The following is a 22,364-nucleotide window of genomic DNA, read 5'->3' as shown; positions in this document are numbered from 1 at the left end:
GCGCCACAGCACGTGCGTCAGATCAGGCCCGTTCAAAGACGGCGGCGAGGCCCTGCCCCCCGCCGATGCACATGGTTTCGAGGAGGAAGCGTCCGTCGGTGCGGTGCAGGTGCCGTGCGGCGGTGGCGAGGATGCGCGCGCCGGTGGCTCCCACCGGGTGGCCGAGGGAGATTCCGGAACCGTTCACGTTGGTGCGCTCCCAGTCCACCTCGGCGAAGTTCCACTCACGCGAGACGGCGAGCACCTGCGCGGCGAAGGCCTCGTTCAGTTCGATCAGGTCGATGTCGGCCAGAGTGAGCCCGGCGCGTTCGAGGGCCTTCCTGGTGGCGGGCACCGGGCCGAGGCCCATGCGCGACGGTTCGACGCCGGCGCGCGCCCAGGAACGAAGTCGCACCAGTGGCGTGAGGCCGAGTTCGTCCGCGCGCTCCGGCGTGGTCACGAGGCACGCCGCGGCCGCGTCGTTCTGGCCGCTCGCGTTCCCGGCGGTGACGGTGGCTCCCGCATCGGCCTGCCCCAGAATCGGCCTGAGTCCGGCCAGCGCCTCGAGACTCGTCTTCCGCGGGGTTTCATCGGCGGAAATCACGACCGGGCCCTTACGGCCGGGCACGGTGACCGGCACGATCTCGTCAAGGAACCGGCCGTCGGCGACGGCGGTCAGGGCGCGCTGTTGGGAGCGCAGCGCGAGTTCGTCCTGTTCGACCCGGTCGATGCCGTAGTCACGTCGCAGGTTCTCGGCGGTTTCGAGCATGCCGCCGGGCACCGGGAACCGCCGTCCGCCGGCCGTCTCGCGGCCACGGCCGAGAGCGTCGCGCAGCAGCATCCCCGCGGTTCCGCCCACACCCCAGCGGGAGTCCACCGTGTAGAACGGCGCCTGGCTCATCACATCGACACCGCCGGCGATGCACAGGTCGCTGACGCCGGTCTGCACCTGCATCGCGGCATCGAGAATGGCCTGCAGGCCGGAACCGCAACGACGGTCGACCTGCACACCGCCGACGGTCACCGGCAACCCGGCGTTCAGCGCCGCGACCCGGGCCACCGGGGCGGCCTCGGCCGTGGGATACGCCTGGCCGAAGATCACATCGTCGACGAGTGCTCCGTCCAGGCCGGTGCGGTCCATCAGGGCGGCGATCACCGCGGCGGCCAGATCTGCGGGAGCCACCGTCGTGAACGCCCCGCCGAAACGGCCGATCGGGGTGCGCAGCGGCTCGCAGATGACGACCTCACGCAACGCCCTCATGCGCCGGCCTGTTCGGTGAGCAGCGTCTGCATCGTGAGCGGCGGCTCCGGAACGAGCAGCGTCGCCTCGGTCGCGGCCTGCACCTCCTCAACGGTGACACCCGGCGCGATCTCGCGCAGCACGAGGCCCTCCGGCGTCACGTCGATCACCGCGAGGTCGGTGATGATGCGCGTGACCACGGCCTTGCCGGTGAGGGGCAGGTCGCACACCTTCTTGATCTTGAATTCGCCGGTCTTCGTCACGTGTTCCATCACGACGATCACGGTGTCGGCGCCGTGCACGAGGTCCATCGCGCCGCCCATGCCCTTGATCATCTTGCCCGGCACCGCCCAATTGGCGATATCGCCGGCGACCGACACCTGCATCGCCCCGAGCACGGCCACGTCGATCATGCCGCCGCGAATCATGCCGAAACTCTGCGCCGAGTCGAAGTACGCCGCACCCGGGTTCACGGTGACGGTCTCCTTGCCGGCGTTGATCAGCTTCGGGTCTTCCTCGCCCTCCCACGGGTACGGGCCCACACCGAGCACACCGTTTTCGGAGTGCAGCACCACGTGCACGCCGTCGGGCAGAAAATTGGGAATCAACGTCGGCAGGCCGATACCGAGGTTCACGTAGGAATCCGGGGCGAGTTCCTGGGCGGCGCGGGCCGCCATTTCATTGCGCGTGAGGGCCATCAGTTGTGTCCTTCCAGACCGGCGGGCGCGGTGGGCCGCGGCCTCGTCGTCGTCTTCTCGATCGGCAGGTCCGCGGCATCCGCTGCCCCGAGTTGCACGATGCGGTTCACATAGATTCCGGGCAGATGCACCTGGTCCGGGTCGATCTCGCCCGGTTCGACGAGCTCGTCCACCTCGGCAATCGTGATGCGACCGGCCATGCCCGCCACCGGATTGAAGTTACGCGCCGACTTCTCAAACACGAGGTTCCCGTGCCGGTCCCCCCTGGCGGCGCGCACGAGGGCGTAGTCGGTGACGATCGCCTCCTCGAGCACGTACTCCTGCTCCGACCCGAGTGAGGAGAACATGCGAGTGTCCTTCGGCGGGCTCGACACGGTCACCTCGCCGCCCGGCCCGTAACGCCACGGCAGGCCCCCGTCGGCGACCATCGTACCCACCCCACTCGCCGTGAAGAACGCCGGGATGCCCGTTCCCCCGGCACGGAGACGCTCGGCGAGGGTGCCCTGCGGCGTCAGCTCCACCTCAAGTTCACCGCCCAGGTAGCGACGGGCGAAATCCTTGTTCTCGCCGATGTAGGAGGCGATCACCCGGCTGATCCGACCTTCGCGCAGCAGCTCGCCAAGCCCCCAGCCGTCGACGCCGCAATTGTTCGAGGCGACGTGCAGGTTGCTGCTGCCGAGCTCGAGCAGCGCCCGAATCAGCACGATCGGCACGCCGACCAGGCCGAAACCGCCGACGGCGAGCGAGGCACCGTCAGGAATGTCCGCGACGGCAGCCGCTGCAGTGCTGTAGGTCTTGTCCATAATGCGAAGTCCTCTAGTTGGGGCGAATGGCGGTGTCGTCCGTGGTATCGGTGGGGTCAGGGTGGTCGGCGGGGTCGTCGGTTGCCGCGTCGAGCCCGGCGAAGGTCGCGCGGGCCACGGCGAACGCGGCGTTGGCGGCCGGAACGCCCGCGTAGATCGCGGTGTGCAGAATCGCTTCGCTGATTTCCGCGCGGGTCAGGCCGTTGGTCAGGGCGGCCCGAACGTGCATCGCGAGTTCGCCCTCGTGCCCACCCGTGACGAGCGCGGCGATGGTGAGAAAGCTGCGGGTGCGCCGATCGAGGCCGGGCCGGGTCCAGATCTCGCCCCAGGCGTAGCGGGTGATGAAGTCCTGGAACACGGCGGTTTCGGGGGTGATCGCGGCGGTGGCGGCATCGACGTGCGCGTCGCCCAGCACAGCGCGGCGCACCAGCATGCCGTCGGCATAGGCGGATGCCGCGGTGCGGCCGGCCGGCATCGGCTCGGCCGAGTCGGTTGCGCCCGCCCTCCCGGCAGCGGCGACGGCACCGGCCACCCACTCCCTCAGCAACGCGCCAACCTCGATCGGCTGCTCGAGGGACGGCAGGTGCGCGACCCCGGCAATCTCAACGGCTCGGGCCCCGGGGATACGCGCCGCCAACTCCTTCAGCTGCGCGGTCGGTGTCACGGTGTCCAACTCGCCCGACACGCACAGCGCGGGCGTGCGAATGCCGCTGAGGGCATCCGTTTGGTCGAAAACGGCCAGCGCCTCGCAGGCGAGCGCATAGGATTCGTCGTCGATGTCGAGCAGTTGGTCGAGCGCACGCGAACCGGCCTTGGGATCGCGGCCGAGGAAGTCCGGTGCAAACCAGCGGGCGGCGCTGCCGGCAATGAGCGACGGGGTGCCGCTCGCGCGTACCGCGACCGCGCGATCGGTCCAGGCGTCACTCGTGCCGATTTTCGCGCCGGCACAGAGCACCGCGAGGCTCATGAGCCGGTCCGGGTGGTTCACGGCGAGGGCGAGGCCGATGGCGCCGCCGAGCGAGATTCCGGCGTAGTGGAAGGTGCCGACGTGGATCGAGTCGACCAGGCCGATGACAGCGTCGGCGAGCTCCTCGAGACTGAACGGCTCGGTGGCGCGCGGGCTGAAACCGTGCCCGGGCAGGTTGAAGCGGAGCACCCGGTGAGTCGCCGCGAGCGCGGGAAGCACGCCGCCCCAGAGGTCGACGGTCGTGCCAAGCGAGGGGCCGAGCACGATCAGGGGTGCGTCGGCATCCCCGTTCTGGGCTGGCTCGATGGTGCAGAGAATGACGGGCTGGCTCATGAGATCCTCGCGGGGGTGGTGGACAGGGTATCTGCGTGAAGGCTGCCCTCTGGCCGGGCGGCACGCTGCGCCGCGGCATCCGCTCGCTGCCGGAAGCTGCGCACGACGCGGTTGATGCCGGCCGCCGACTGACCCGGCTCTCCCTCATAGCTGAAGGCCGCCCAGATCTGTGCGCGCAGGGCGTCCGAACAACCCTCGGCGATGAGGATGCTCGCGAGCACGACCTGCACGGGCCGGCGTGTCTTGAAGGCTTCGTGTGCAGCGCGTTCGACCAGCGCAAAGGCGGTGGTCTTGCCGACGGTCTCGGCCAGAATCGTGGTGACCCGCTCGCTGAACACGAGTCCGTCGGTGAGGTCGAGGTTCGCCCGCATGCGGTCCGGGTCGACGTCGAGGCGCGCCGCGAGCGAGGCGGCGCCGGAGACGGCGGAGATCGTGAGGCGCTCGAGCACCCGCAAGGACTGCCATTCGGCATGCCAGGCGCCGCTCGGGCGCTGGTCTTCGGCGAGCATGCTGCCATAGAGCGTGGATGCGAGACCCGGTGTCTGCAGCGCCGCCGCCGTGATCAACACGGCCGACACCGGGTTGCGTTTGTGCGGCATGGCGGAGGATCCGCCCTGGCCGGGGGCGAGGCGCTCGCTGACCTCGGCGATTTCGGTGCGGGAGAGCACCGACACGTCGAGGGCGAAGGTGCCCGCGACGCCGGTCGCGGCGGCGAGCACCGAGGCCAGCTCGGAGATGACGACCCGGTTGGTGTGCCAGCTCAGGCGCGGCACGACGAGGCCGACGTGGTGGGCGAAGCGCTCCAGAACGGTGTCGAGTACGTCGGCGGCGATCGCGTCACTGCGCCTGGCCCGGGCGATTTCGGTGAGGACGGCGAGGTTGCCGACGGCTCCGCCGAGTTGCACCGGCAGGGTGTCTCGAATTGCGTCGAGGCGGGTGAGGATGAGCAGCACGGCGTCCAGCCAGCCCGCCGCCACGAAACCGAAGCTCGTCGGCGACGCCTGCTGGCCGAGGGTGCGGCCGCTCATCACCGTTCCGCGGTGCTCGTCAGCGAGGTCGGCCAGGGTCGCGCCCAGTGAATCGAGCTGGTGGATGAGTTCGCAGGTCACTCGGCGCGCCACGATCATCGCTGCCGTGTCCAGAATGTCCTGGCTGGTCGCGCCGACGTGAATATGGTCGGACGCCCCGATGCGCACCTTCTCGGCCGCCCGACCGAGGTGCTTCACGAATGGAATCACCGGGTTGCCTCCACCCCGAGCCTCGACGGCGATCGCGCCGAGATCGAACTGGCCGGCGTCGGCGAGCGCATCGCAGACCTCGATCATCCACTCGGGGGCAAGCTCGGCATCGACGAGCGCTCGGGTGAGCGCGAGCTCAGCATCGACCATCGCCTGCAGCCAGGCCTGATCGCTCGTCAGCTCGGACTCCCGGGTGCCGTGGCTGAGCGGATTGAGCAGCCCGGCGTCAAAAGTGTGCTCAAAGTCACGCATCAAAATCCAAAAAGACGGTCTCGTTCTCGCCCTGCACGCGAATGTCGAAGCGGTACGACTCTGCTCCCCCGACCACTCCCTCGGAGACGCAGATGAGCGTGTCGCGGCGGTCGGCGGGCACCGCGCGCAACACGGCATCCGTCGCGTGCAGCGCGGAATCCTCGGCGAAGTACGCGCGGGTGAACAGGTGGCGGGTGACTCCGCGGGCGAACAGGGTCACGAGGATGTGGGGTGCCGCGGTGCCGGCGGCCCCTGGCTTGAGCGTCGTGAAGGTGTAGTGGCCGGCGATCGTGGTGGCGCAGCGGCCGAATCCGGTGAAGGTGAAGCCGTCGCGGTCGAGGCTACCGAGTTCGCGGCTGAGCGCGCCGCTCTCGTCGGCCTGCCAGATCTCCAGCAGGGCGTCGAGAATCGGTTCGCCGGCGCCGTCGGTGACGGTGCCATGCAAGCGGATGGCGCGGGGATGGTGCCCGGGAACCAGTTCCGGCCCTCCCGCATACGGCAGGGCATAGCCGTAGAACGGCCCGACGGTCTGCGATGGGGTCTGCAGAGCAGGAGTCTGCGCAGTAGTGGGCTCATTCATCGGCGTCTTCGCTTTCCATCCAGGTCGATTTCGGACCGGTCAACACGATGTCCCAACGGTAACCGAGCGAGAACTCGGGCACGCTCAGACTGTGGTCGTACTGCCCGACGAGACGGGCGCGGGCACCCGCATCGGCAATCGACTGGTAGATCGGGTCGAGCGCGAACAGCGGGTCACCGGGAAAATACATCTGCGTGACCAGGCGCTGCGTGAACGCGGTACCGAACAGTGAAAAGTGAATGTGCGCGGGTCGCCAGGCATTCACGTGGTTCTTCCACGGGTACGGTCCGGGCTTGATCGTGGTGAACGAGTACTGACCGTTGTCGCCGGTAATCACCCGGCCGACGCCGGTGAAGTTGGGGTCGAGCGGGGCGGGATGCTGGTCTCGCTTGTGCACATAGCGGCCGCCGGCGTTGGCCTGCCACAGTTCGATCAGCTGGTGGCGCACCGGGCGACCCTCGCCATCGAGCACTCGGCCGCTCACGGTCATGCGTTCGCCGATCGGCTCGCCGGTGTGCTGAATTGTGAGGTCGCTTTCGAGCACGTTCACGTCGGTGTGGCCGAACGCGGGTGAGACCCGTTCCACCTCTTCCGGGTCGACGCGCACGAGCTCATGAGTGGGGTGGCGCAGCAGGGAACTGCGGTACGGGGCGTAGTCGCGCCGTGGCTGCAGCTCGGGTGAGCCGCCGGCGGCGACGCGCGCTGCCGCATCCGCTTCGATCTCTTCGATCTCAGCGGTGATCTCGTTCTGGCTCGCCGGGCCGGCGCCGACGCGAATGCCGCGGTTAACAGGAACTGGTGTCTGGCTCATGATTTCTCGTGTCTGTCGTAGGGCTTAGAGCAGGAGTCCGGTGTACTGCTCGGCGAGCATGCGCTGCGCGAGCGGCGAGTGGGTGACGTAGTCAAGCTGGCCGAGCTGGCTGCGGTAGTCGAAGGCGCCGGACTGCAGATCGCCGGGGCTCGTGTGCAGCATCTCGGTCATCCAACGGGAGAACTGCTGCACCCGCCACTGCCGAGCCAACGCGGTCTCGCTGTAACGATCGAGGAGGGTGTCGTCGTTCGCGTAGAAGGCGGTGAGCGCCGCGGCGAGCTGGGTAACGTCGGAAATGGCCGAGTTGAGGCCCTTGGCGCCGGTCGGCGGCACGATGTGTCCGGCGTCGCCGACCAGGAACAGGTTGCCGTAGGCGAGACGCGAGGCGACGAAGCTGCGCATCGGAGTGATCGATTTGTCGGTGATCGGCCCTTCGTTCAAGGTCCAGCCTGGAGTGCCGAGCCGGGCCTGCAACGCCTCCCAGATGCGGGAATCCGACCAGTTTTGGATATCGTCTGCCGGGTCCACCTGCAGGTACAGGCGGGAGACGACGGGCGAACGCATCGACAGCATTGCAAAACCGTCCTGGTGCAGGGAGTAGACAAGCTCCTCCGACGACGGCGCGACGTCGGCGAGGATGCCGAGCCAGGCGTAGGGGTAGCTGCGGTCGAAGAGGGTTATTTCCTTGGTGGGGATCGAGGCCCGGCAGATGCCGTGAAAGCCGTCGGCGCCCACGACGAAGTCAGCGTTGATGGTGTGCGCCTCACCGTTGTGGCGGAATGTCACGCTCGGGTTCTTGGTGGTGAGACCGTCGACCGCAACGTCGGAGGCTTCGTAGTAGATCGTGGACCCGGCCTGTTCGTGCGCGCCGACGAGGTCTTTCACGACTTGTTGCTGGCCGTAGACGGTGACCGTGCGGCCGATGAGTTCGTTGAAGTTCACGTTGTGGCGTTCGCCGGCGTACTGCAGGAAAATCCCATCGTGCCGCAGACCTTCGATGGTGAGTCGTTCACCCAATCCGAGGCGTTGCAGGGTTTCCACCGAGCCCTGTTCCAGAACGCCGGCACGGATGCGGCCGAGCACGTAGTCCTGCGAGCGGTTCTCGACGACGATCGAGTCGATGCCGGCGTCTCGCAGAGCCCAGCTCAGGAGAAGCCCGGCGGGACCGGCGCCGATGATGGCGACGCGGGTGGTTTCGTGGGGCACGGGTTCTCCTAGCGACGATGACAGGGGGGTTTGATGATCAGTCTGGGGTGCAATCTGACACCACGGACAGTGTTTTCCACTCAGTGAAAGTGATGACATTTCTTCATGTTGCGCTCACTGCTGGGCACGCCGGTAGCCCAGTGCCCGACTGATGCCCTGGGCGGCAACACGCACGGCCCGCTCGTTCTCCGGGTCTACGGTGTCGGTGGTGCGGGTCACGATCGACACGGCCGCCACGACCTGGCCGGTACGGTCCCGAATCGGCGCGGCGATCGAGCTCGAGCCGGCGGTCATCTCCTCCGACATCCGGGCCACCCCGACGAGGCGGATCTCGGCCAGGCGCTTGCGCACCGCGTCCGGCTCGGTGACCGTGCGCGGCAGAAAGCGCTGCAGGCTGGTCGCGAGATACTCCTGGACGACGTCGGACGGTGCGTACGCCAGCAGCACGAGCCCCACGCCGGTGGAGTGCAGGGGCAGGCGTGCACCGACCCTGGAGATCAGGCGCACGGCATGGTGGCCCGAGAGCTTCTCCAGATACAGCGCATCGCGCCCCTCCAGAATGGCGAGGTGCACGTGCTCCCGGGTCGTCTCATAGAGGTCTTCAAGGTATGGCAGGGCGATGGTGCGCAGGTTGCGGGCGGTCGGCGTCTGCACGCCGAGCTCCCACAGCTTCATTCCGAGCGAATACTGGCCGTTGTCATGTTTGGTCAGGCCGCCCCAGACCACCCACTCCGCAACCAACCGGTGCGTCGTCGACAGAGGAAGCCCGGCGCGTTTCGCAATGGCCGTGAGGGTCAGAGTGAGCGAAGTCGCCCCGGCGGGCGCGGCGAAGGCATCGAGAATAGCGAAAAGCCGTGCTGCGACGGAACGATCGTCGCCGACAACGGCGTCTCCGCCCTTCTTTTGTGCCGGTTTTCCGCTCATGGTTCGATACGCTACCCGGATTCAACTAGAACTTCCACTGGATGGAATCACGTATTTCTCTCGTCAGGGAGCTGGCTAGTCTCCACCTAGAGCCAATCAGCCGTGTCAACAACCGACGTTGTCACGCAGTGAGTTCGATGCTCAACAGCAGCGCGACCCGCACCACAACACAATGGAGTGACATGAAGAAAATGCTCATGATCGGAATTGCCACGGCGTCCGTCATCGCCCTCAGCGCCTGCTCGTCCGGGGCCGACTCCCCCGCCCCGGCCGGCAGCGACGCTCTCACCCCGGTCAAGGTCGGCGTCATCCCCATCGCCGATACCGCTCCGCTCTATCTCGGTCTCGACCAGGGCTTCTTCGAAGACGAGGGACTCGACCTCACCATCGAGACCGCAACCGGAGGCGCGGCCATCGTTCCTGCCGTCGTCAGTGGCGACTACCAGTTCGGCTTCAGCAACCTGATCTCACTGATGGTGGCCAACGACAAGGGCCTGCCGCTCAAGGTCGTCAACGCGGCCGTCGCGTCAACCGGCGACGTGACCAGTGACTTCGGCGCCGTCATTGTCAAGGGCGATTCCCCGGCCAAAACGCTCGCCGATCTCGATGGCAAAACCGTTTCGGGCAACAGCCTGAACAACATCGTTGACACGGTCATGCGCAGCTCAATGGACCGTCTGGGGGGCGACTCGTCGTCGGTTTCGTTCGTCGAGATTCCGTTCCCGGACGCGAGTGCCGCCGTTGAGAACGGACAGGTCGATGCGGCCTTCGTCGTTGAACCTTTCGTGACCGCCGCGATCGAGAGCGGCCAGCGCGTGATCTCCTACGGTTACGCCGATTTCAACGTGAATCTTGATGTCGCCGCCTACTTCGCATCGGCCGACACGGTGGCCACGGATCCGGAGCTCGTGACCAAGTTCCAGACGGCGATGAAGAAGTCGCTCGAATACGCCCAGGACAACCCCGATGCCGTGCGCGCGATTATCGCGACCTATACCAAGACCCCCGCGGACGTGCTCGCGAAGATCGTGCTGCCGAAGTTCCCGACCGAGATCAACGTCGACGCCACCACCGCACTGGGCGAGGCGGCCGTCAAGTACGGAGTGATCGACACCGCACCCGATATGAGCTCGTTCCTTCCGTAACCGGCAGACGCGTGTCGTCAGCACACCGACCACGAGGAAGTGGCTTGCCAGCATGAGAAAGCAACGTAATGCTGCTGCGGGGCCTCAGGCGAAAGCCTTGGGCCTCGGCATCAGCGGAATAGTCCTGTTCTTCCTGATCTGGGAAGCCACACCCCGGCTGGGCCTGGTCAGCGACCGGTATCTGCCGCCCGCGAGCGAGGTGCTCGTGCGCCTCGGCCAGTACCTGACCGAGGCCGCATTCTGGAGAGATGTGGCCGACACCATGACCAGCTGGGCGCTCGGGTTGCTGATCGCGACCGTGGCGGCAATCGTCGTGGGGTTGATCATCGGCTCCAGCCGGTTCTTGCGCCGCGCCACCCACACCACGATCGAGTTTCTCCGCCCCATTCCCTCGGTCGCCCTCATTCCGCTGGCCGTGCTCATCTTCGGGACCAGCATCGAGTCCACGCTCCTGCTCGTGGTCTATGCCTCGTTCTGGCAGGTGTTGCTGCAGCTGCTCTACGGCATTGCCGATGTGGATGCCGTCGCCAACGACACCGCGAAAAGTTACGGACTCGGCCGACTGGCCCGGGTGCGTTACGTGATCTGGCCCACCGCCTTGCCGTACCTGATGACCGGACTGCGGCTGGCTGCGGCCGTGGCCCTGATCCTGGCCATCACCGCCGAGCTCATCATCGGTACCCCCGGGCTGGGAAAGCAGATTGCCCTCACCCAGTCCGGCGGCGCCATCTCCTCGATGTACGCCCTGGTGCTGGCCACGGGAATGATCGGCGTGCTCATCAACCTCGCCGCCCGCATCGTTGAAAAACGGGTGCTGTCCTGGCATCCATCCGTGAGAGGAGAGGTCGTCCTGTGAGTCCCCTCAAGCGTGTCGCCTATTTCTTCGGCCTGCCGATTCTGCTCATCGTGCTCTGGTGGGCCTTGTCGTTCGGCTCGACCAATTTCTTCGTGCCGAAACCGGTCGAGCTCGCCCAAACCCTGTGGACCACCTGGATCGGTCCCCGCTTCTTCGACGATGTTGTGCCGAGCCTCGGCCGCCTCGCCGTCGGCCTGATCTTCGCGATCGGCCTGGGCATTATTTTCGGCCTCCTCATCGGTTCCACTCGTTGGCTGCGTAACCTGCTCGAACCCCTGCTCGAATTTTTCCGCGCCATCCCGCCGCCCGTGCTCGTTCCGCTGCTCATGCTGCTCATCGGCGTGAATGACGGCATGAAGGTCGCCGTCATCGTCTCCGGCGCCATCTGGCCGGTACTGCTCAACACCGTCGAAGGCGTTCGCGCCGTCGACTCCGTGCTCAATGACAGCTGCCGCAGCTACGGCATCCGCGGCTTCGCGCGCATCCGCTACTTCGTTCTCCCCGCGGTCACGCCGCAGATCATGGCCGGCGTGCGCCAGTCGCTGTCGATCGGCCTGATCCTCATGGTCATCAGCGAAATGTTCGCGTCATCCTCGGGTCTCGGCTTTACCATCGTGCAATTCCAGCGCAACTTCGCCATCCCCGAGATGTGGAGCGGCATCGTCGTGCTCGGCCTCATCGGCCTGGGCCTGGCCCTCATTTTCCAGTTCGTCGAACGACGGGTACTGCATTGGTACCACGGTCTGAAGGAGATCACTCATGACAGCTAGCGACACCACCGTGAACCAGCCCGTCACCACCGTGCCAATGCTCTCGGTGCGCGGCCTGCAGAAAATCTACAAGGTGCCCGGCGGCGATGTCGAGGCGGTACGAGACCTCACGTTCGACCTTGCCGAGGGCGAGCTCGTGTGTCTCGTGGGCCCGTCGGGGTCGGGCAAAACCACGCTGCTCAAGTGCATTTCAGGACTGATGGAACAGACCAGCGGCACCGTCGAGCTGGCCGGCAGCAAGGTCACCGGCCCGCCCAAATCGATGGCCGTCGTCTTCCAGGAATACGGCCGCAGCCTGTTTCCCTGGATGACCGTGCGCGCGAACGTCGAACTGCCCCTCAAAAATCAGAAGGTTCCCAAGGCCGAACGCGCCGCGCTCGTCGACGCCGCCCTGAAGTCGGTCGGACTCGACCATGTTCCCAAGAGCTACCCGTGGCAGCTGTCCGGCGGTATGCAACAGCGCGTCGCGATCGCCCGTGCCGTCGCCTATCGCCCACAGGTGCTGCTCATGGACGAACCGTTTGCGGCCGTCGACGCGCAGACCCGAGCCGACCTCGAAGACCTCATCCGCACCATTTGGAAGCAGCTCGGAGTGACGATCCTCTTCGTCACCCACGACATCGACGAGTCCGTCTACCTCGGCGAACGCGTCATCGTGCTCTCGAGCTCACCCACCGTCGTGCAGGAAGACCTCACTATCGACCTTCCCGCGAAACGCGACCAGCTCAACACCCGCGCCCTCCCACGGTTCATGGAGCTGCGCTCCCACGTCTACGCCGAGATCCAGCGAGCCAAGGCCGGCCCGGTCACCGAGCAGATCACCGCCCAGCGCAAGCCACACTGACGTAGTCCCCCGCACAAACGGATGCCCCGGCGATTGTCGCCGGGGCATCCGTTTTCTTATTGAGTGCCTACGAAACGTTGATCGTCACGATCGCGGGGCCACCCGGCGAGGCGTCCGTTTGGCGGCCGGTGGGTGAGGTGACCGCGCGGGAGACGCAGCAACACATTTTCTCCGTCGCGTGCTGCTGCCGTTCGCTGTAGAACACGTCGCGGTGGTCGATGGCGCCCTCGAGCGCGAGCACCTTCACTTCGCAGAGCCCGCATTCGCCCTTGCGGCAGTCGAACATCATCTCCACCCCGGCGTCTTCGAGGGCTTCGAGCATGGAACGCCCCGCCGGCACCCTGGTTTCGACGCCGAGGCGTGGCACCCGCACAATGAATTCCTCAGGGTCGTACCAGCCGCTGTTGCCGAAGGTCTCGAACCGCAAATTCGGGTCCTTCAGTTCGCGTTCGCGCCAGGAGCGTCGCACGGCGTCCATCAGTCGGATCGGCCCGCACATATACAGTTCGGTGTCCGGAGCGATGCCGCCCACGAGGTCGGCCACCGACAACGCGGTGCCCTCGTCGTCGATATGTACCTGCAGGTTGTCGCCGTGCAGCGCGAGTAGTTCGGGCAGGTAAGCCATGCGCTCGCGGCTGCGCGCCGTGTAGACAAGTGTGTAGTTTGCCCCCAGATTCTTGAGCACCCGGGCCATGTTGACCATGGCCGTCACACCGATGCCGCCGGCCAGCAGCACGTAACCGGGTGCGCCGACGCGCAGAGGAAAGTTCTGGAGAGGTTGGGTGATTTCGAGGGTGTCGCCGGGGCGGAGCGCGTGCATGAAGATCGATCCACCACGGGACAGCGGTGCCTGCAGCACGCTGATCGCGATCCGCGAACCATCCTCGGTGGAGTCGACGATGGAGTAGGAACGTTTGTGCCGTTCCCCGTCAATGGTCACGAACAGGTCGACGTGCGACCCCGGCTCGGCCCGTTTCGGCAGAGTCGGCGCCAGCACGATGCGTTGAATGTTGGTAGCGACAGCGTCGGTCTCGATGACCGTCGCCTGCTGCCACACCTCAATGTTGGTTGCTGCCATGATCGCGCCCGCCTAGTTGGCGGAGCTCACGCGGTTGGCACGGCCGGCGGAGACCGGTCGGCCTTCGGCTTCCAGCATCCGTTCGATCAGGCGGCGCACCCACAGCCCACCGGCGTCGATGTTGAGGTTGTAGAACTCGTAGTCGGGATTGGCGTCGATGGCGGCCTGCTGTGCCTGGAGCATGTCTTCGTCTTCCTTGAAGACGCCGGTGACACCGGCCCGCAATTGCGTGGTGATCAGCTGGCTCTCCAACCGATAGTTGCGCATGAAGGCCCAAAAGTAGTGTGCGCTGCGGGCCGTTTCGGGCGTAATCGTGTTCATCACGTAGCCGTTGACTCCCTGGCTGCGGTCGCCCTCCGGCGCCCCGGTACCGGCCTTGGCCACGCCCACGTCGATGCAAATGGTCGACGGCGCCTCAAAGTGGATGATCTGCCAGCGGTCGACCTTTCCGGTGAAGCCCGGAAACTTGTCGCGCATGTTCTTGAGCCAGAACGGCGGGGCATCAATGCCCCGCATCCAACGCGAGACGGTGACAGTGGTGTCGTCGTGGGTGACCTCGAAGTCGGACTCGCTCAGTTCGGCCTGGCCGATGCTCGAGCCGTGTACGAATTCCTCATGAGTCAGGTCCATCAGGTTGTCCAGCACCAGTTGGTAGTTGCAGGTGACCGGGATGGTCAGGCCGTCGCCGGCCCAGTCGGGGTGGTCCATCTGGTGCATGTCGGGAATGCTGTCGGGGTTGGCGAGCGTCGCATCTCCCAGCCAGACCCAGAGGAAGCGGTGGCGTTCCACCACAGGGTACGAGGGCACGGTGGCACTCGGGTTGATGGTCTCCTGGGCGGGCATCGACACGCACCGACCGGCCGAGTTGTAGACGATGCCGTGGTACGGGCACTGGATCTCGTCCTTGGGGAGAACCTTGCCCATCGACAGCGGGGCGAGGCGGTGCCAGCAGGCATCGGCGAGCGCGACCGGTCTACCGTCTTCGGTGCGATAGATGGCGAGCGGTTTGTCGGCGACCGTGCGGGAGATCAGCTTGCGGGTGACCTCGTGGTCCCAGGCGGCGACGTACCAGGTGTTCAGCGGGTAGTTGAGCACCTTGTTCGTGGTCGAACTCTTGGTCTGGATGATCGTCATTGAAAACCTCCGGTCAGCTACCTATCCCCATAGATAGTTAGCGCAGCCCCAGACTATCTATGCTGGTAGGTACATACAAGTACCGAGATGGGATCGACTTGAGCCTTCGACACGCGCTGCTCGCGCTCCTCACCGTGGAGCCGATGACCGGTTACGACCTGTCGAAGGCGTTCCAGGCCTCCGTTTCGCATGTCTGGCACGCCCCCGACTCACAGATCTACCCGGAGTTACGCCGCATGGAGGCCGAGGGCCTGCTGCGGGGCGCCGAGGTACCGTGGGGGCCGCGCGGCAAGAAACGCGAATACCACGTGACCGAGGCGGGCCTCACCGCATTTCGTGCCTGGATGAACGAGCCGCTCACCTACACCCGCGAGCGCGACCCGGCGCACCTCAAGGCCGCCTACCTCGAGTGGGCCGAGCCGGACGCCGCACGGGCCCAGATGCGCGCACACATTGACGCCTACGCGGTTCGGCGGGACGACTGGCAGGAGAAGGTGCGGGAGATCGACACCGGCGGCAGCACGATTCTCGAAAAACGCCTCGCTCACGCGCCGGCGAGCGAACATGCGAGCATCCGAGCGTACAAGCGCTACACCTACGAGGGCCTTATTGCGCGGGCCGAGCACGAGATCGAGTGGGCCGAGCGGGGCCTCGCGCTCATCGACGAGCTCAATGCGGATGCGTCGGCGCCGCCGGCCGACTGATCGGCGCGCGCCCCGGCATCCGGTCGCCGGGCCCGTTATGACACCGCGTGGGCCTGGCGCAGGTCTGCCTTGCGGATCTTGCCGCTCGCGGTGCGCGGCATATCGGCCACGATCACGACGCGCTTCGGAATCTTGTAGCGGGCAAGGCGGCCCTCAAGGTGTGCCTGGATGTCGCCCGCATCAAGGGTGAAGCCGCCGCGCACGGTGACGACGGCACAGGGCACCTCGCCCCATTTTTCGTCGGGGATGCCGATCACGGCGACGCTGGAGACCGACTCGAGTTCGGAGATGACCAGTTCTATTTCGGCCGGGTAGATATTCTCTCCGCCGGAGATGATCATGTCTTTCAGCCGGTCGGAGATGAAGAGGTAACCGTGTTCGTCGATGTACCCCATGTCGCCGGAACGAAACCAGACATGGGCGGCATAGCTCTCTGCGGTCGCCTCGGCCCGGTTCCAGTACTCCCGAATCACGTTCGGACCGGAGATTTGAATCTCGCCGACCTGGCCGGTCGACACTTCGGTGCCGGTTTCATCGACGATGCGCACGTCGGTGAAGAAGTGGGGCAGCCCGGCCGACCCGGCCTTCTCACGGGACTTGTGCGGAGCCAGACTCGTGGCGCCGGGCGCGGTTTCGGTCAGGCCGTAACCGCCGGAGAAGGACAGGCCGCGCTTCTCGTAGGCCTCGAGTACCCGCGTGGGGACGGCTGAACCGCCACAGGTCAGTTTCTGCAACGAGCTGATGTCGGTTGTTGCCCAATCCGGGTGCTCGCACAGGAGCTGGAAGGTCGTGGGCACTCCGCTGATCACCGTCGCGCCGTGCCACTCGATCAGGCGCAGGGTACGGCCCGGCTCGAACTTGGGCTCGAGTACGACGGTGCCCCCCTTGAGCAGTGTCGGCAGCACCCCCATGCCGAGCGAGGCGACATGGAACATGGGCGCGATCATGAGGGCCACATCACTGCTGATGAAATCGTAGTCAACGAGCACGTTGAAGCTGTTCCAGGTCATGTTGCCGTGGGTGAGCAGGGCGCCCTTGGGCTGCCCTGTGGTGCCGGAGGTGTAGAGAATGAGAGCGGGGTCGTCGAGGGAGACGTTTTCGTCGCGGTGCGTGGCGGGAGCACCTTCGATGACATCCTCGAGGTTTTCGACCACGTCCGCTTCGGCAACGGGAACGGCGGCATCCGTGACGACGATGCGCTGCTCCACTCGCGTTCCGGGCGTCGCGCGCTCGGCCAGATCGGTCAGGGCCGCGGCATGCACGAGAATTCGGCTGCCGGAGTCCGTGAGGGCAAAGGTGATCTCGGGCGCTGCCAGCCGGGTGTTGAGCGGCACGAAGATCGCACCGAGCACGCCGCAGGCGAACAGTGTTTCGAGAAAGGCGGGGTGATTTTCGCCCAGATAGGCGACGCGATCCCCCGAACGGATACCGCGGGCATGGAGCGCGTTCGCGAGTCGGTCCACCCGTTCGGCGAGCTCGGCGTAGCTGACACGATCGTCGCCGCTGATGAGCGCCGTCTGATCGGCCGACTTCACGCGCCGGCGGTGGATCCAGGAACCGAGACCTTGGTTATGCATCGTTGCATGTACCTTTCGCACGCCTCCGCGGACGGAGGCACTGACACTGACGGGATCAGGGTGTGCTCACCGTACTACGGGGAGCACACCCTGACTGACGGCGGACTAGCTGGCAATCATCGCGGCGACATCGGGTGATTCGGTCACGATCTGGTACTTCTGCATGAGCTTGCCGAGGCCGGCCAAGACATCGACGGGTACCTCGCCGTCAAACGATTCCATCTTGAGCTTGGCGGCCACGGCCGCGTCCATGCCCATGAAGGCGGGGAGCGTCGCGCGCACCTCATCGGGATTCGCTTCGGCCTGGGCAAGGGTCTCGTCGACGGCATCACGGAATTTGCTGAGGGTGTCGGCGTTGGCGGTCGCGTATTTCGCGCTGGTGAAGCTGACCATTGTTGGCAGGCCGGGAAGCGCCTGCTGGTTGGGGTAGCCGATGAGTTTGAAATCGGGGCTCGCGAGGGCCTTGCTGAGGAACGGCTCCGGCACCCAGATCGCGTCGGTGTTGCCGGCGGCGAGCTGCGCCTCCATGTCGGGGAATGGCATCTCGTTGAAGTTGATCTGCGACGGGTCACCGCCGTCCTGTTCGGCGCTCTCCTTGATGGTGAGGTCGCCCTGAGTGCTGACGGCGTTGACCGAGACGGTCTTGTTGTCGAGGTCGGCGAAACTGTCAATCCCGGAGTCCGTGCGCACGACGACGCCGTTGATGTCGTCGCCGTCGGCCTTTGAATTGCTATAGCCGGTGACGATCTGCATCTCGAGGCCCTTGTCAACGGCCACCATGACCGAGAGCGGGTTGCCGATCGCGAAGTCCATGCTGCCCGCATAAACGGCGGGCAACATGGCGGCACCGCCCTGCCCGGTTTCCAGTTGCACGTCGAGGCCGTGCTTCTCGAAGATGCCCTCGTCGATGCCGTATTGCATCGCGACGGACGGGGCGATCGCCAGCACGCCGACGGTCACGGTGGTCAGTGCGCCGCCTGCCGTGCCGGCGGTCGGGTCAGCAGCTGGCGCCGAGCCGGAGCAGCCGGTGAGGGCCAGAGCGACGACGGCGAGGCCGGCCAGGCCCGAAACGGTACGAGTGTGGGTGGGGTTGCTGTGAAACATCGTGCCTCTTCCTTGAGGGTTGGATAAGACGGGGTGAAGCGGATGCCGGTCAGACGTAGAAGCGGTACAGCCCGTGCGCGACGACGGCCGGTTTGGTGCCGTCCTTGATCTCGATGGTCTGGTCGACGCCGAGCTGAACTCCGCCGGCGATTTCGGTGACGCTTGCGATGGTCGCTCGCATGCGGATCTTGGAGCCGACGGTGACGGGGGCGGGAAAGCGCACCTTGTCGAGGCCGTAGTTGACCTTGGTGGTCACGTCGGTCACGTCGAGCAGCTCGGTCCAGAACGGGATGGCGAGAGAGAGGGTCAGAAACCCGTGTGCGACCGTTTTGCCGAACGGGCCGCCCTTGGCCTTCTCCGGGTCGGTGTGCAGCCACTGGTGGTCATCGGTGGCGTCGGCGAACGTGTCGATTTGACCCTGGTCGACCTCGATGTAATCGGTGTAGCCGAGGTCGGTTCCGGCCAGGCCGGGGAGTTCGGCGAAGGTGGTGACGGTGGTACTCATGGTGCTCCTTATAGATAGGGGACGTGTTAGATGAAGGCGCTCTGCCCGGTGACGGCCCGGCCGACGATGAGGCTGTTGATCTCGTGGGTGCCCTCGTAGGAGTACACGGCCTCGGCGTCGGCGTGAAACCGGGCGACGTCGGTGTCGAGGGTGATGCCGTTGCCGCCGACGACCTCGCGGGCCAGCGCGACGGTGTGGCGCATCCGCTCGCAGCAGAACATTTTGGCCAGCGCCGAGTTCTCCTCGGTGAACACGCCGGCCTCCTGCTGCTGGGTGAGCCGCACGACCATGCCGAGCGACGCCGTGACGTTGCCCAGCATGGTGGCGAGTTTTTGCTGGGTCAGCTGAAAGGCCGCGACAGGCTTGCCGAACTGGTGGCGGGTGCTCACGTAGCGCAGGGCCGCCTCGTAGGCGCCGGCCTGCAAGCCGGTCGCGATCCAGGCCACGTCGGAACGCATGGACCGCAGCAGTGCGGCGACGTCGGTGAACGAGTTGATGCGCTGCAGTCGGTCGTTGTCGTGAACCCGCACGTCGACGAGGTCGATGTCTGCGTTCTGCATGATGCGCAGGCTGGTTTTTCGTTCGATCTTGCGCAGGGTGACGCCGGGGGCATCCGTCGGCACCAGGAAGGCCTTGACCTGGCCGTCCGATTCGTCGCGGGCGAAGACGGCGAGCACATCGGCGCTGGTGGCGCCGCCGATCCAGCGCTTGTGACCGTTGAGCAGCCAGCTGTCGCCGGTGCGGCGGGCGCTCGTGGCGAGCCCGCGGGCGATGTCGGAGCCGTGCTCGGGCTCGGTCAGTGCAAACACGCCCGTGTAGTCGAAGCTCTGAATCTTCGGGTCGAGTTCGGCGGCCTGCTCCGGGCTGCCTCCGAGGTTTACGGTGGTGCGAAAGAGACCGGACTGCGCGTTGTAGAAGGTGGCGACGGATGCGTCGGTGCGGGCCAGTTCGAAATTTCGAAAGCCGCCGTAGAGCGCGCTCGTTCCCCGGCTCATGAGGTCGAGGTCGACGAGCTTCGGTACGATCTGAAAGGGGAACTCCCCCGCTTCCCAGTGGTCGGCGAGGAGCGGCTGCACCTCGGCCTCAAGCACGGCCCGTAGCCCGTTCAGCACATCGAGTTCGCTGTCGCTGAGCAGGGTGGAGTAGCCGAACTGGTCGCTCGGGTAGAAGGCGGTCATGCGGCCAGCCCGAGCAGGCGCACGGCGTTGTCCTTCAGGATTTTCGGCCGCACGCTGTCTTTGAGGTTCAGGTCGGCGAAGTCCTTCAGCCAGCGATCCGGGCTGATCAGGGGAAAGTCGCTGCCGAACAGTACCTTGTCTTGCAGGACGGAGTTGGTCTGGCGCACGAGATTCTCGGGGAAGTACTTGGGTGACCAGCCGGACAGGTCGATGTAAACGTTCTGTTTGTGGGTGGCGACGGAGAGGGCTTCGTCCTGCCAGGGCACGCTCGGGTGCGCCATGATGATGGGCAGCACCGGAAAGTCGGCGGCGATGTCATCGAGCAGCATCGGATTGGACAGCCCGAGCTTGAGGCCGAAGCCGCCCGGCAGGCCCGATCCGATGCCGGTCTGTCCGGTGTGGAAGAGCGCCGGCAGGCCGAGGTCTTGCAGCGCCGCCCAGAGCGGGTAATACTGTTCGTCGCTGGGGTTGAAGTTCTGCACGGTCGGGTGGAATTTGAAGCCGCGCACCCCGAAATCACCGGCCAGGCGCAGGGCCTGGGTCACGGCATCCGCTCCGCGGGTGGGGTCAACCGAGCCGAACGGAATCAACACATCATTGTTGCGGGCGGCGCCGAGCGCGATCTCTTCGCTGCTGTTCGGCCGATGGCCCAGGTTACGGGACGCGTCGACGGTGAAGACCACCGCCGCCATCCGGCGCTCGCGGTACATGTCGGCGATCTCGTCGAGGCCGGGGCGGGGCGCGTCCGTTTTGAAGTATTTGCTCGCGGCGTCGACGAGCGGCTGCGGGAGCGCGTTGTGCCCGTCGTCGCCGACCTCGATGTGCACGTGCGTGTCGATGGCCGTCAGCGCGTCAACGTTCAGGCCGAGTTCGTAGACCATTACTTCGCTGATGGGTGCAGTGCGGCCGGCTGCAGTTCGGCCGGTAGCTCGGGCAGCTTTTCGCCGACGCTCTGCAGCTTGTCACCGAACAGCGAGGAGAAGTCTTCGCTGAGCGTCCGGGCGGTCCAGCCGCCGGTCTCGAACGCCGTGGCGACGACCTCGGGGTGCGACCAGAGCTGGACACGGTCGCCGCCGGAGCCGACGACCTGGCCGGTGATGCCGGCCGCGGCGTCTGAGGCGAGAAAACCGACGACTCCGGCCACGTCCTGCGCGGTCCCGTAGCCGAGCACGCGGCGGGCGAAGGGCGGCATGGTTTCGCCGCGAGCGGCGGCGTCGTTGAAGGCCTTGAAGAAGGGAACAGTGTCGGTCATCGCGGTCGCCGCAACGGGTACGACCGCGTTGACAGTCACGTTGGCACGGGCCAGTTCCATCGACCACGTGCGCACCATGCCCACGATGCCGGCCTTGGCGGCGGCGTAGTTGGTCTGGCCGAAGTTGCCGCGCTGCCCGGTCGGTGAGCCGATGCAGATGATGCGGCCACCCTCACCCTGCTCACGAAAACGGATGGCCGCCTCGCGCACGCAGGTGAACGTGCCGCGCAGGTGCACGTTGATGACGGTGTCGAAGTCGTCGTCGGTCATCTTCCAGACCACGGTGTCGCGCAGCACACCGGCGTTGGTGACGAGAATGTCGAGGCGGCCGAAGCTGCTGACGGCTGCGGCGACGAGCTGCTGCGCGGTGGCGGTGGAGCCGACAGGGGCGACGACGGCGACGGCTTGCCCGCCTGCAGCGACGATGGCGGCAACGGCATCATCGGCGATGAGCTGGTCGACGTCGTTGATCACGACGGCTGCCCCCTGGCGGGCGAGTTCCTGCGCGTAGGCCAGGCCCAGGCCGCGGCCACTGCCGGTCACGATTGCTACTTTTCCTGCCAACGTCATTGTGGACTCCTCGCTCAATCAGCAACAATTCGCTGCTGAAACCCATGAAAACCCATATCATTGAAAAAGTCAACGATTGAGGTTGGGATTACTGTATGAATGTGGGAGATCCAGTTCAGGTACCGAAAACGTCACCGGAGACGTCTGCCGAGCGCTTGCGCGATACCGATCTGGCCAACGAGATCGAGTTCATGACCGCTCGGGCCCGCTCGGTCGGTTCCGGCCGGGCCAACAGCATGCTCGCTGACCTCGACCTGCGCGTGCGGTCCTATTCGGTGTTGTCGCTGGCCTGCAGCGGGCAGAACCCCTCCCAGCGCGAGCTAGCGAACTTTCTCAGCCTGGACCCCAGTCAGATCGTGGCCCTCGTCGACCTGTTGGAGAATCGCGGAGCGGTCACCCGGGAGCAGGATCCGCGTGATCGCCGTTCCAAGGTGATTGTGGCCACCCCGCGTGGTCGGGAACTCTACCTGCAGGCTGCCGCCGTCATCCAGGATGCCGAAGACCAGTCGCTGCGCGACCTCAGCCCGACCGAGCGTGAGCAGTTGCGTTCTCTGTTGCGTCGGATCGCGTTCGAGACCGCAGAGTGACGCCGCGCCTCATTCCTTCCCCCCGCCGA

General features: G+C 66.0%; 23 protein-coding genes. 6 read left to right on the top strand and 17 right to left on the bottom strand.

Going from position 1 to position 22,364, the window contains the following annotated elements; genetic code table 11:
- Positions 1-22 precede the first annotated feature (22 nt).
- The 9 genes from AC1MB9_RS02300 to AC1MB9_RS02260 form a co-directional block, all read right to left on the bottom strand.
- Positions 23-1,240 carry an acetyl-CoA C-acetyltransferase gene (locus AC1MB9_RS02300; RefSeq protein WP_479963430.1) on the bottom strand — a complete coding sequence of 406 codons (1,218 nt, stop codon included), beginning with the start codon at positions 1,238-1,240 and terminating at the stop codon, positions 23-25.
- Positions 1,237-1,917, bottom strand: a complete 681-nt coding sequence (locus AC1MB9_RS02295) for a CoA transferase subunit B (RefSeq protein WP_479963429.1) — start codon at positions 1,915-1,917, stop codon at positions 1,237-1,239. Before AC1MB9_RS02295 ends, AC1MB9_RS02300 begins: the two co-directional genes overlap by 4 nt.
- Positions 1,917-2,720: a CoA transferase subunit A gene (locus AC1MB9_RS02290; RefSeq protein WP_479963428.1), complete on the bottom strand. Its 804-nt coding sequence runs from the start codon at positions 2,718-2,720 to the stop codon at positions 1,917-1,919. The genes AC1MB9_RS02295 and AC1MB9_RS02290 overlap by 1 nt, the downstream gene beginning before the upstream one ends.
- Positions 2,721-2,733: 13 nt before the next feature.
- The gene (gene pcaDC / locus AC1MB9_RS02285) at positions 2,734-4,020 is read right to left on the bottom strand and encodes a bifunctional 3-oxoadipate enol-lactonase/4-carboxymuconolactone decarboxylase PcaDC (protein ID WP_479963427.1); all 1,287 of its coding nucleotides are present in this window, start codon (positions 4,018-4,020) and stop codon (positions 2,734-2,736) included.
- Positions 4,017-5,510 carry a lyase family protein gene (locus tag AC1MB9_RS02280; protein ID WP_479963426.1) on the bottom strand — a complete coding sequence of 498 codons (1,494 nt, stop codon included), beginning with the start codon at positions 5,508-5,510 and terminating at the stop codon, positions 4,017-4,019. The genes pcaDC and AC1MB9_RS02280 overlap by 4 nt, the downstream gene beginning before the upstream one ends.
- On the bottom strand, positions 5,503-6,090 hold the full coding sequence (gene pcaG / locus AC1MB9_RS02275) for a protocatechuate 3,4-dioxygenase subunit alpha (RefSeq protein ID WP_479963425.1): 588 nt from the start codon (positions 6,088-6,090) through the stop codon (positions 5,503-5,505). The genes AC1MB9_RS02280 and pcaG overlap by 8 nt, the downstream gene beginning before the upstream one ends.
- Positions 6,083-6,901 (bottom strand): protocatechuate 3,4-dioxygenase subunit beta, encoded by an 819-nt coding sequence (gene pcaH, locus AC1MB9_RS02270; protein ID WP_479963424.1) that lies wholly within the window; start codon positions 6,899-6,901, stop codon positions 6,083-6,085. The genes pcaG and pcaH overlap by 8 nt, the downstream gene beginning before the upstream one ends.
- Before the next feature lie 24 nt (positions 6,902-6,925).
- Positions 6,926-8,107, bottom strand: a complete 1,182-nt coding sequence (locus tag AC1MB9_RS02265) for a 4-hydroxybenzoate 3-monooxygenase (protein WP_479963423.1) — start codon at positions 8,105-8,107, stop codon at positions 6,926-6,928.
- A gap of 114 nt (positions 8,108-8,221) precedes the next feature.
- Positions 8,222-9,031 (bottom strand): IclR family transcriptional regulator, encoded by an 810-nt coding sequence (locus AC1MB9_RS02260; protein WP_479963422.1) that lies wholly within the window; start codon positions 9,029-9,031, stop codon positions 8,222-8,224.
- 182 nt (positions 9,032-9,213) lie between these two features.
- Between AC1MB9_RS02260 and AC1MB9_RS02255 the strand changes: the two genes are divergently transcribed.
- The 4 genes from AC1MB9_RS02255 to AC1MB9_RS02240 are packed head-to-tail and all read left to right on the top strand — an operon-like array spanning position 9,214 to position 12,646.
- The gene (locus AC1MB9_RS02255; RefSeq protein ID WP_479963421.1) at positions 9,214-10,176 is read left to right on the top strand and encodes an ABC transporter substrate-binding protein; all 963 of its coding nucleotides are present in this window, start codon (positions 9,214-9,216) and stop codon (positions 10,174-10,176) included.
- 52 nt (positions 10,177-10,228) lie between these two features.
- Complete coding sequence (locus tag AC1MB9_RS02250; RefSeq protein ID WP_479963420.1) at positions 10,229-11,032, top strand: ABC transporter permease; 804 nt, start codon at positions 10,229-10,231, stop codon at positions 11,030-11,032.
- Positions 11,029-11,802 (top strand): ABC transporter permease, encoded by a 774-nt coding sequence (locus tag AC1MB9_RS02245; protein ID WP_479963419.1) that lies wholly within the window; start codon positions 11,029-11,031, stop codon positions 11,800-11,802. Before AC1MB9_RS02250 ends, AC1MB9_RS02245 begins: the two co-directional genes overlap by 4 nt.
- Complete coding sequence (locus tag AC1MB9_RS02240; RefSeq protein ID WP_479963418.1) at positions 11,792-12,646, top strand: ABC transporter ATP-binding protein; 855 nt, start codon at positions 11,792-11,794, stop codon at positions 12,644-12,646. Before AC1MB9_RS02245 ends, AC1MB9_RS02240 begins: the two co-directional genes overlap by 11 nt.
- A gap of 67 nt (positions 12,647-12,713) precedes the next feature.
- Here the strand turns inward: AC1MB9_RS02240 and AC1MB9_RS02235 are convergent, their stop codons facing one another.
- Both AC1MB9_RS02235 and AC1MB9_RS02230 read right to left on the bottom strand, forming a co-directional pair.
- Complete coding sequence (locus AC1MB9_RS02235) at positions 12,714-13,724, bottom strand: PDR/VanB family oxidoreductase (RefSeq protein WP_479963417.1); 1,011 nt, start codon at positions 13,722-13,724, stop codon at positions 12,714-12,716.
- A 12-nt stretch (positions 13,725-13,736) separates the two neighbouring features.
- On the bottom strand, positions 13,737-14,858 hold the full coding sequence (locus AC1MB9_RS02230) for an aromatic ring-hydroxylating dioxygenase subunit alpha (protein ID WP_479963416.1): 1,122 nt from the start codon (positions 14,856-14,858) through the stop codon (positions 13,737-13,739).
- A gap of 98 nt (positions 14,859-14,956) precedes the next feature.
- Here AC1MB9_RS02230 and AC1MB9_RS02225 point away from each other — a divergent pair, with 98 nt between their 5' ends.
- Complete coding sequence (locus tag AC1MB9_RS02225; protein WP_479963415.1) at positions 14,957-15,562, top strand: PadR family transcriptional regulator; 606 nt, start codon at positions 14,957-14,959, stop codon at positions 15,560-15,562.
- Positions 15,563-15,597: 35 nt separating this feature from the next.
- Here the strand turns inward: AC1MB9_RS02225 and AC1MB9_RS02220 are convergent, their stop codons facing one another.
- The 6 genes from AC1MB9_RS02220 to AC1MB9_RS02195 form a co-directional block, all read right to left on the bottom strand.
- Positions 15,598-17,139 carry an acyl-CoA synthetase gene (locus AC1MB9_RS02220; RefSeq protein WP_479963414.1) on the bottom strand — a complete coding sequence of 514 codons (1,542 nt, stop codon included), beginning with the start codon at positions 17,137-17,139 and terminating at the stop codon, positions 15,598-15,600.
- A gap of 105 nt (positions 17,140-17,244) precedes the next feature.
- A complete protein-coding gene (locus AC1MB9_RS02215; RefSeq protein WP_479963413.1) occupies positions 17,245-18,243 on the bottom strand; it encodes an ABC transporter substrate-binding protein in 999 nt (332 codons plus the stop codon).
- Between the two features lie 49 nt (positions 18,244-18,292).
- The gene (locus AC1MB9_RS02210; RefSeq protein ID WP_479963412.1) at positions 18,293-18,748 is read right to left on the bottom strand and encodes a MaoC family dehydratase; all 456 of its coding nucleotides are present in this window, start codon (positions 18,746-18,748) and stop codon (positions 18,293-18,295) included.
- Between the two features lie 26 nt (positions 18,749-18,774).
- Positions 18,775-19,926 carry an acyl-CoA dehydrogenase family protein gene (locus AC1MB9_RS02205; protein WP_479963411.1) on the bottom strand — a complete coding sequence of 384 codons (1,152 nt, stop codon included), beginning with the start codon at positions 19,924-19,926 and terminating at the stop codon, positions 18,775-18,777.
- Positions 19,923-20,807: an amidohydrolase family protein gene (locus tag AC1MB9_RS02200; protein ID WP_479963410.1), complete on the bottom strand. Its 885-nt coding sequence runs from the start codon at positions 20,805-20,807 to the stop codon at positions 19,923-19,925. The genes AC1MB9_RS02205 and AC1MB9_RS02200 overlap by 4 nt, the downstream gene beginning before the upstream one ends.
- A complete protein-coding gene (locus tag AC1MB9_RS02195) occupies positions 20,807-21,748 on the bottom strand; it encodes an SDR family NAD(P)-dependent oxidoreductase (RefSeq protein ID WP_479963409.1) in 942 nt (313 codons plus the stop codon). The genes AC1MB9_RS02200 and AC1MB9_RS02195 overlap by 1 nt, the downstream gene beginning before the upstream one ends.
- A gap of 101 nt (positions 21,749-21,849) precedes the next feature.
- Between AC1MB9_RS02195 and AC1MB9_RS02190 the strand changes: the two genes are divergently transcribed.
- Complete coding sequence (locus AC1MB9_RS02190; RefSeq protein WP_479963408.1) at positions 21,850-22,335, top strand: MarR family winged helix-turn-helix transcriptional regulator; 486 nt, start codon at positions 21,850-21,852, stop codon at positions 22,333-22,335.
- Positions 22,336-22,364: the final 29 nt, after the last annotated feature.

This window comes from Cryobacterium sp. AP27 (assembly GCF_056680495.1).
This window is presented reverse-complemented; position numbering and strand designations above follow the sequence as displayed.

What these genes read in the sequence shown, in the direction of transcription:
- AC1MB9_RS02295 (WP_479963429.1), bottom strand. Translation starts at nt 1,917, where the DNA reads ATGGCCCTCACGCGCAATGAAATGGCGGCCCGCGCCGCCCAGGAACTC.
- AC1MB9_RS02290 (WP_479963428.1), bottom strand. Translation starts at nt 2,720, where the DNA reads ATGGACAAGACCTACAGCACTGCAGCGGCTGCCGTCGCGGACATTCCT.
- AC1MB9_RS02230 (WP_479963416.1), bottom strand. Translation starts at nt 14,858, where the DNA reads ATGACGATCATCCAGACCAAGAGTTCGACCACGAACAAGGTGCTCAAC.
- pcaDC (WP_479963427.1), bottom strand. Translation starts at nt 4,020, where the DNA reads ATGAGCCAGCCCGTCATTCTCTGCACCATCGAGCCAGCCCAGAACGGG.
- AC1MB9_RS02260 (WP_479963422.1), bottom strand. Translation starts at nt 9,031, where the DNA reads ATGAGCGGAAAACCGGCACAAAAGAAGGGCGGAGACGCCGTTGTCGGC.
- pcaG (WP_479963425.1), bottom strand. Translation starts at nt 6,090, where the DNA reads ATGAATGAGCCCACTACTGCGCAGACTCCTGCTCTGCAGACCCCATCG.
- AC1MB9_RS02300 (WP_479963430.1), bottom strand. Translation starts at nt 1,240, where the DNA reads ATGAGGGCGTTGCGTGAGGTCGTCATCTGCGAGCCGCTGCGCACCCCG.
- AC1MB9_RS02240 (WP_479963418.1), top strand. Translation starts at nt 11,792, where the DNA reads ATGACAGCTAGCGACACCACCGTGAACCAGCCCGTCACCACCGTGCCA.
- AC1MB9_RS02210 (WP_479963412.1), bottom strand. Translation starts at nt 18,748, where the DNA reads ATGAGTACCACCGTCACCACCTTCGCCGAACTCCCCGGCCTGGCCGGA.
- AC1MB9_RS02200 (WP_479963410.1), bottom strand. Translation starts at nt 20,807, where the DNA reads ATGGTCTACGAACTCGGCCTGAACGTTGACGCGCTGACGGCCATCGAC.
- AC1MB9_RS02205 (WP_479963411.1), bottom strand. Translation starts at nt 19,926, where the DNA reads ATGACCGCCTTCTACCCGAGCGACCAGTTCGGCTACTCCACCCTGCTC.
- AC1MB9_RS02215 (WP_479963413.1), bottom strand. Translation starts at nt 18,243, where the DNA reads ATGTTTCACAGCAACCCCACCCACACTCGTACCGTTTCGGGCCTGGCC.
- AC1MB9_RS02255 (WP_479963421.1), top strand. Translation starts at nt 9,214, where the DNA reads ATGAAGAAAATGCTCATGATCGGAATTGCCACGGCGTCCGTCATCGCC.
- AC1MB9_RS02235 (WP_479963417.1), bottom strand. Translation starts at nt 13,724, where the DNA reads ATGGCAGCAACCAACATTGAGGTGTGGCAGCAGGCGACGGTCATCGAG.
- AC1MB9_RS02195 (WP_479963409.1), bottom strand. Translation starts at nt 21,748, where the DNA reads ATGACGTTGGCAGGAAAAGTAGCAATCGTGACCGGCAGTGGCCGCGGC.
- pcaH (WP_479963424.1), bottom strand. Translation starts at nt 6,901, where the DNA reads ATGAGCCAGACACCAGTTCCTGTTAACCGCGGCATTCGCGTCGGCGCC.
- AC1MB9_RS02280 (WP_479963426.1), bottom strand. Translation starts at nt 5,510, where the DNA reads ATGCGTGACTTTGAGCACACTTTTGACGCCGGGCTGCTCAATCCGCTC.
- AC1MB9_RS02250 (WP_479963420.1), top strand. Translation starts at nt 10,229, where the DNA reads ATGAGAAAGCAACGTAATGCTGCTGCGGGGCCTCAGGCGAAAGCCTTG.
- AC1MB9_RS02220 (WP_479963414.1), bottom strand. Translation starts at nt 17,139, where the DNA reads ATGCATAACCAAGGTCTCGGTTCCTGGATCCACCGCCGGCGCGTGAAG.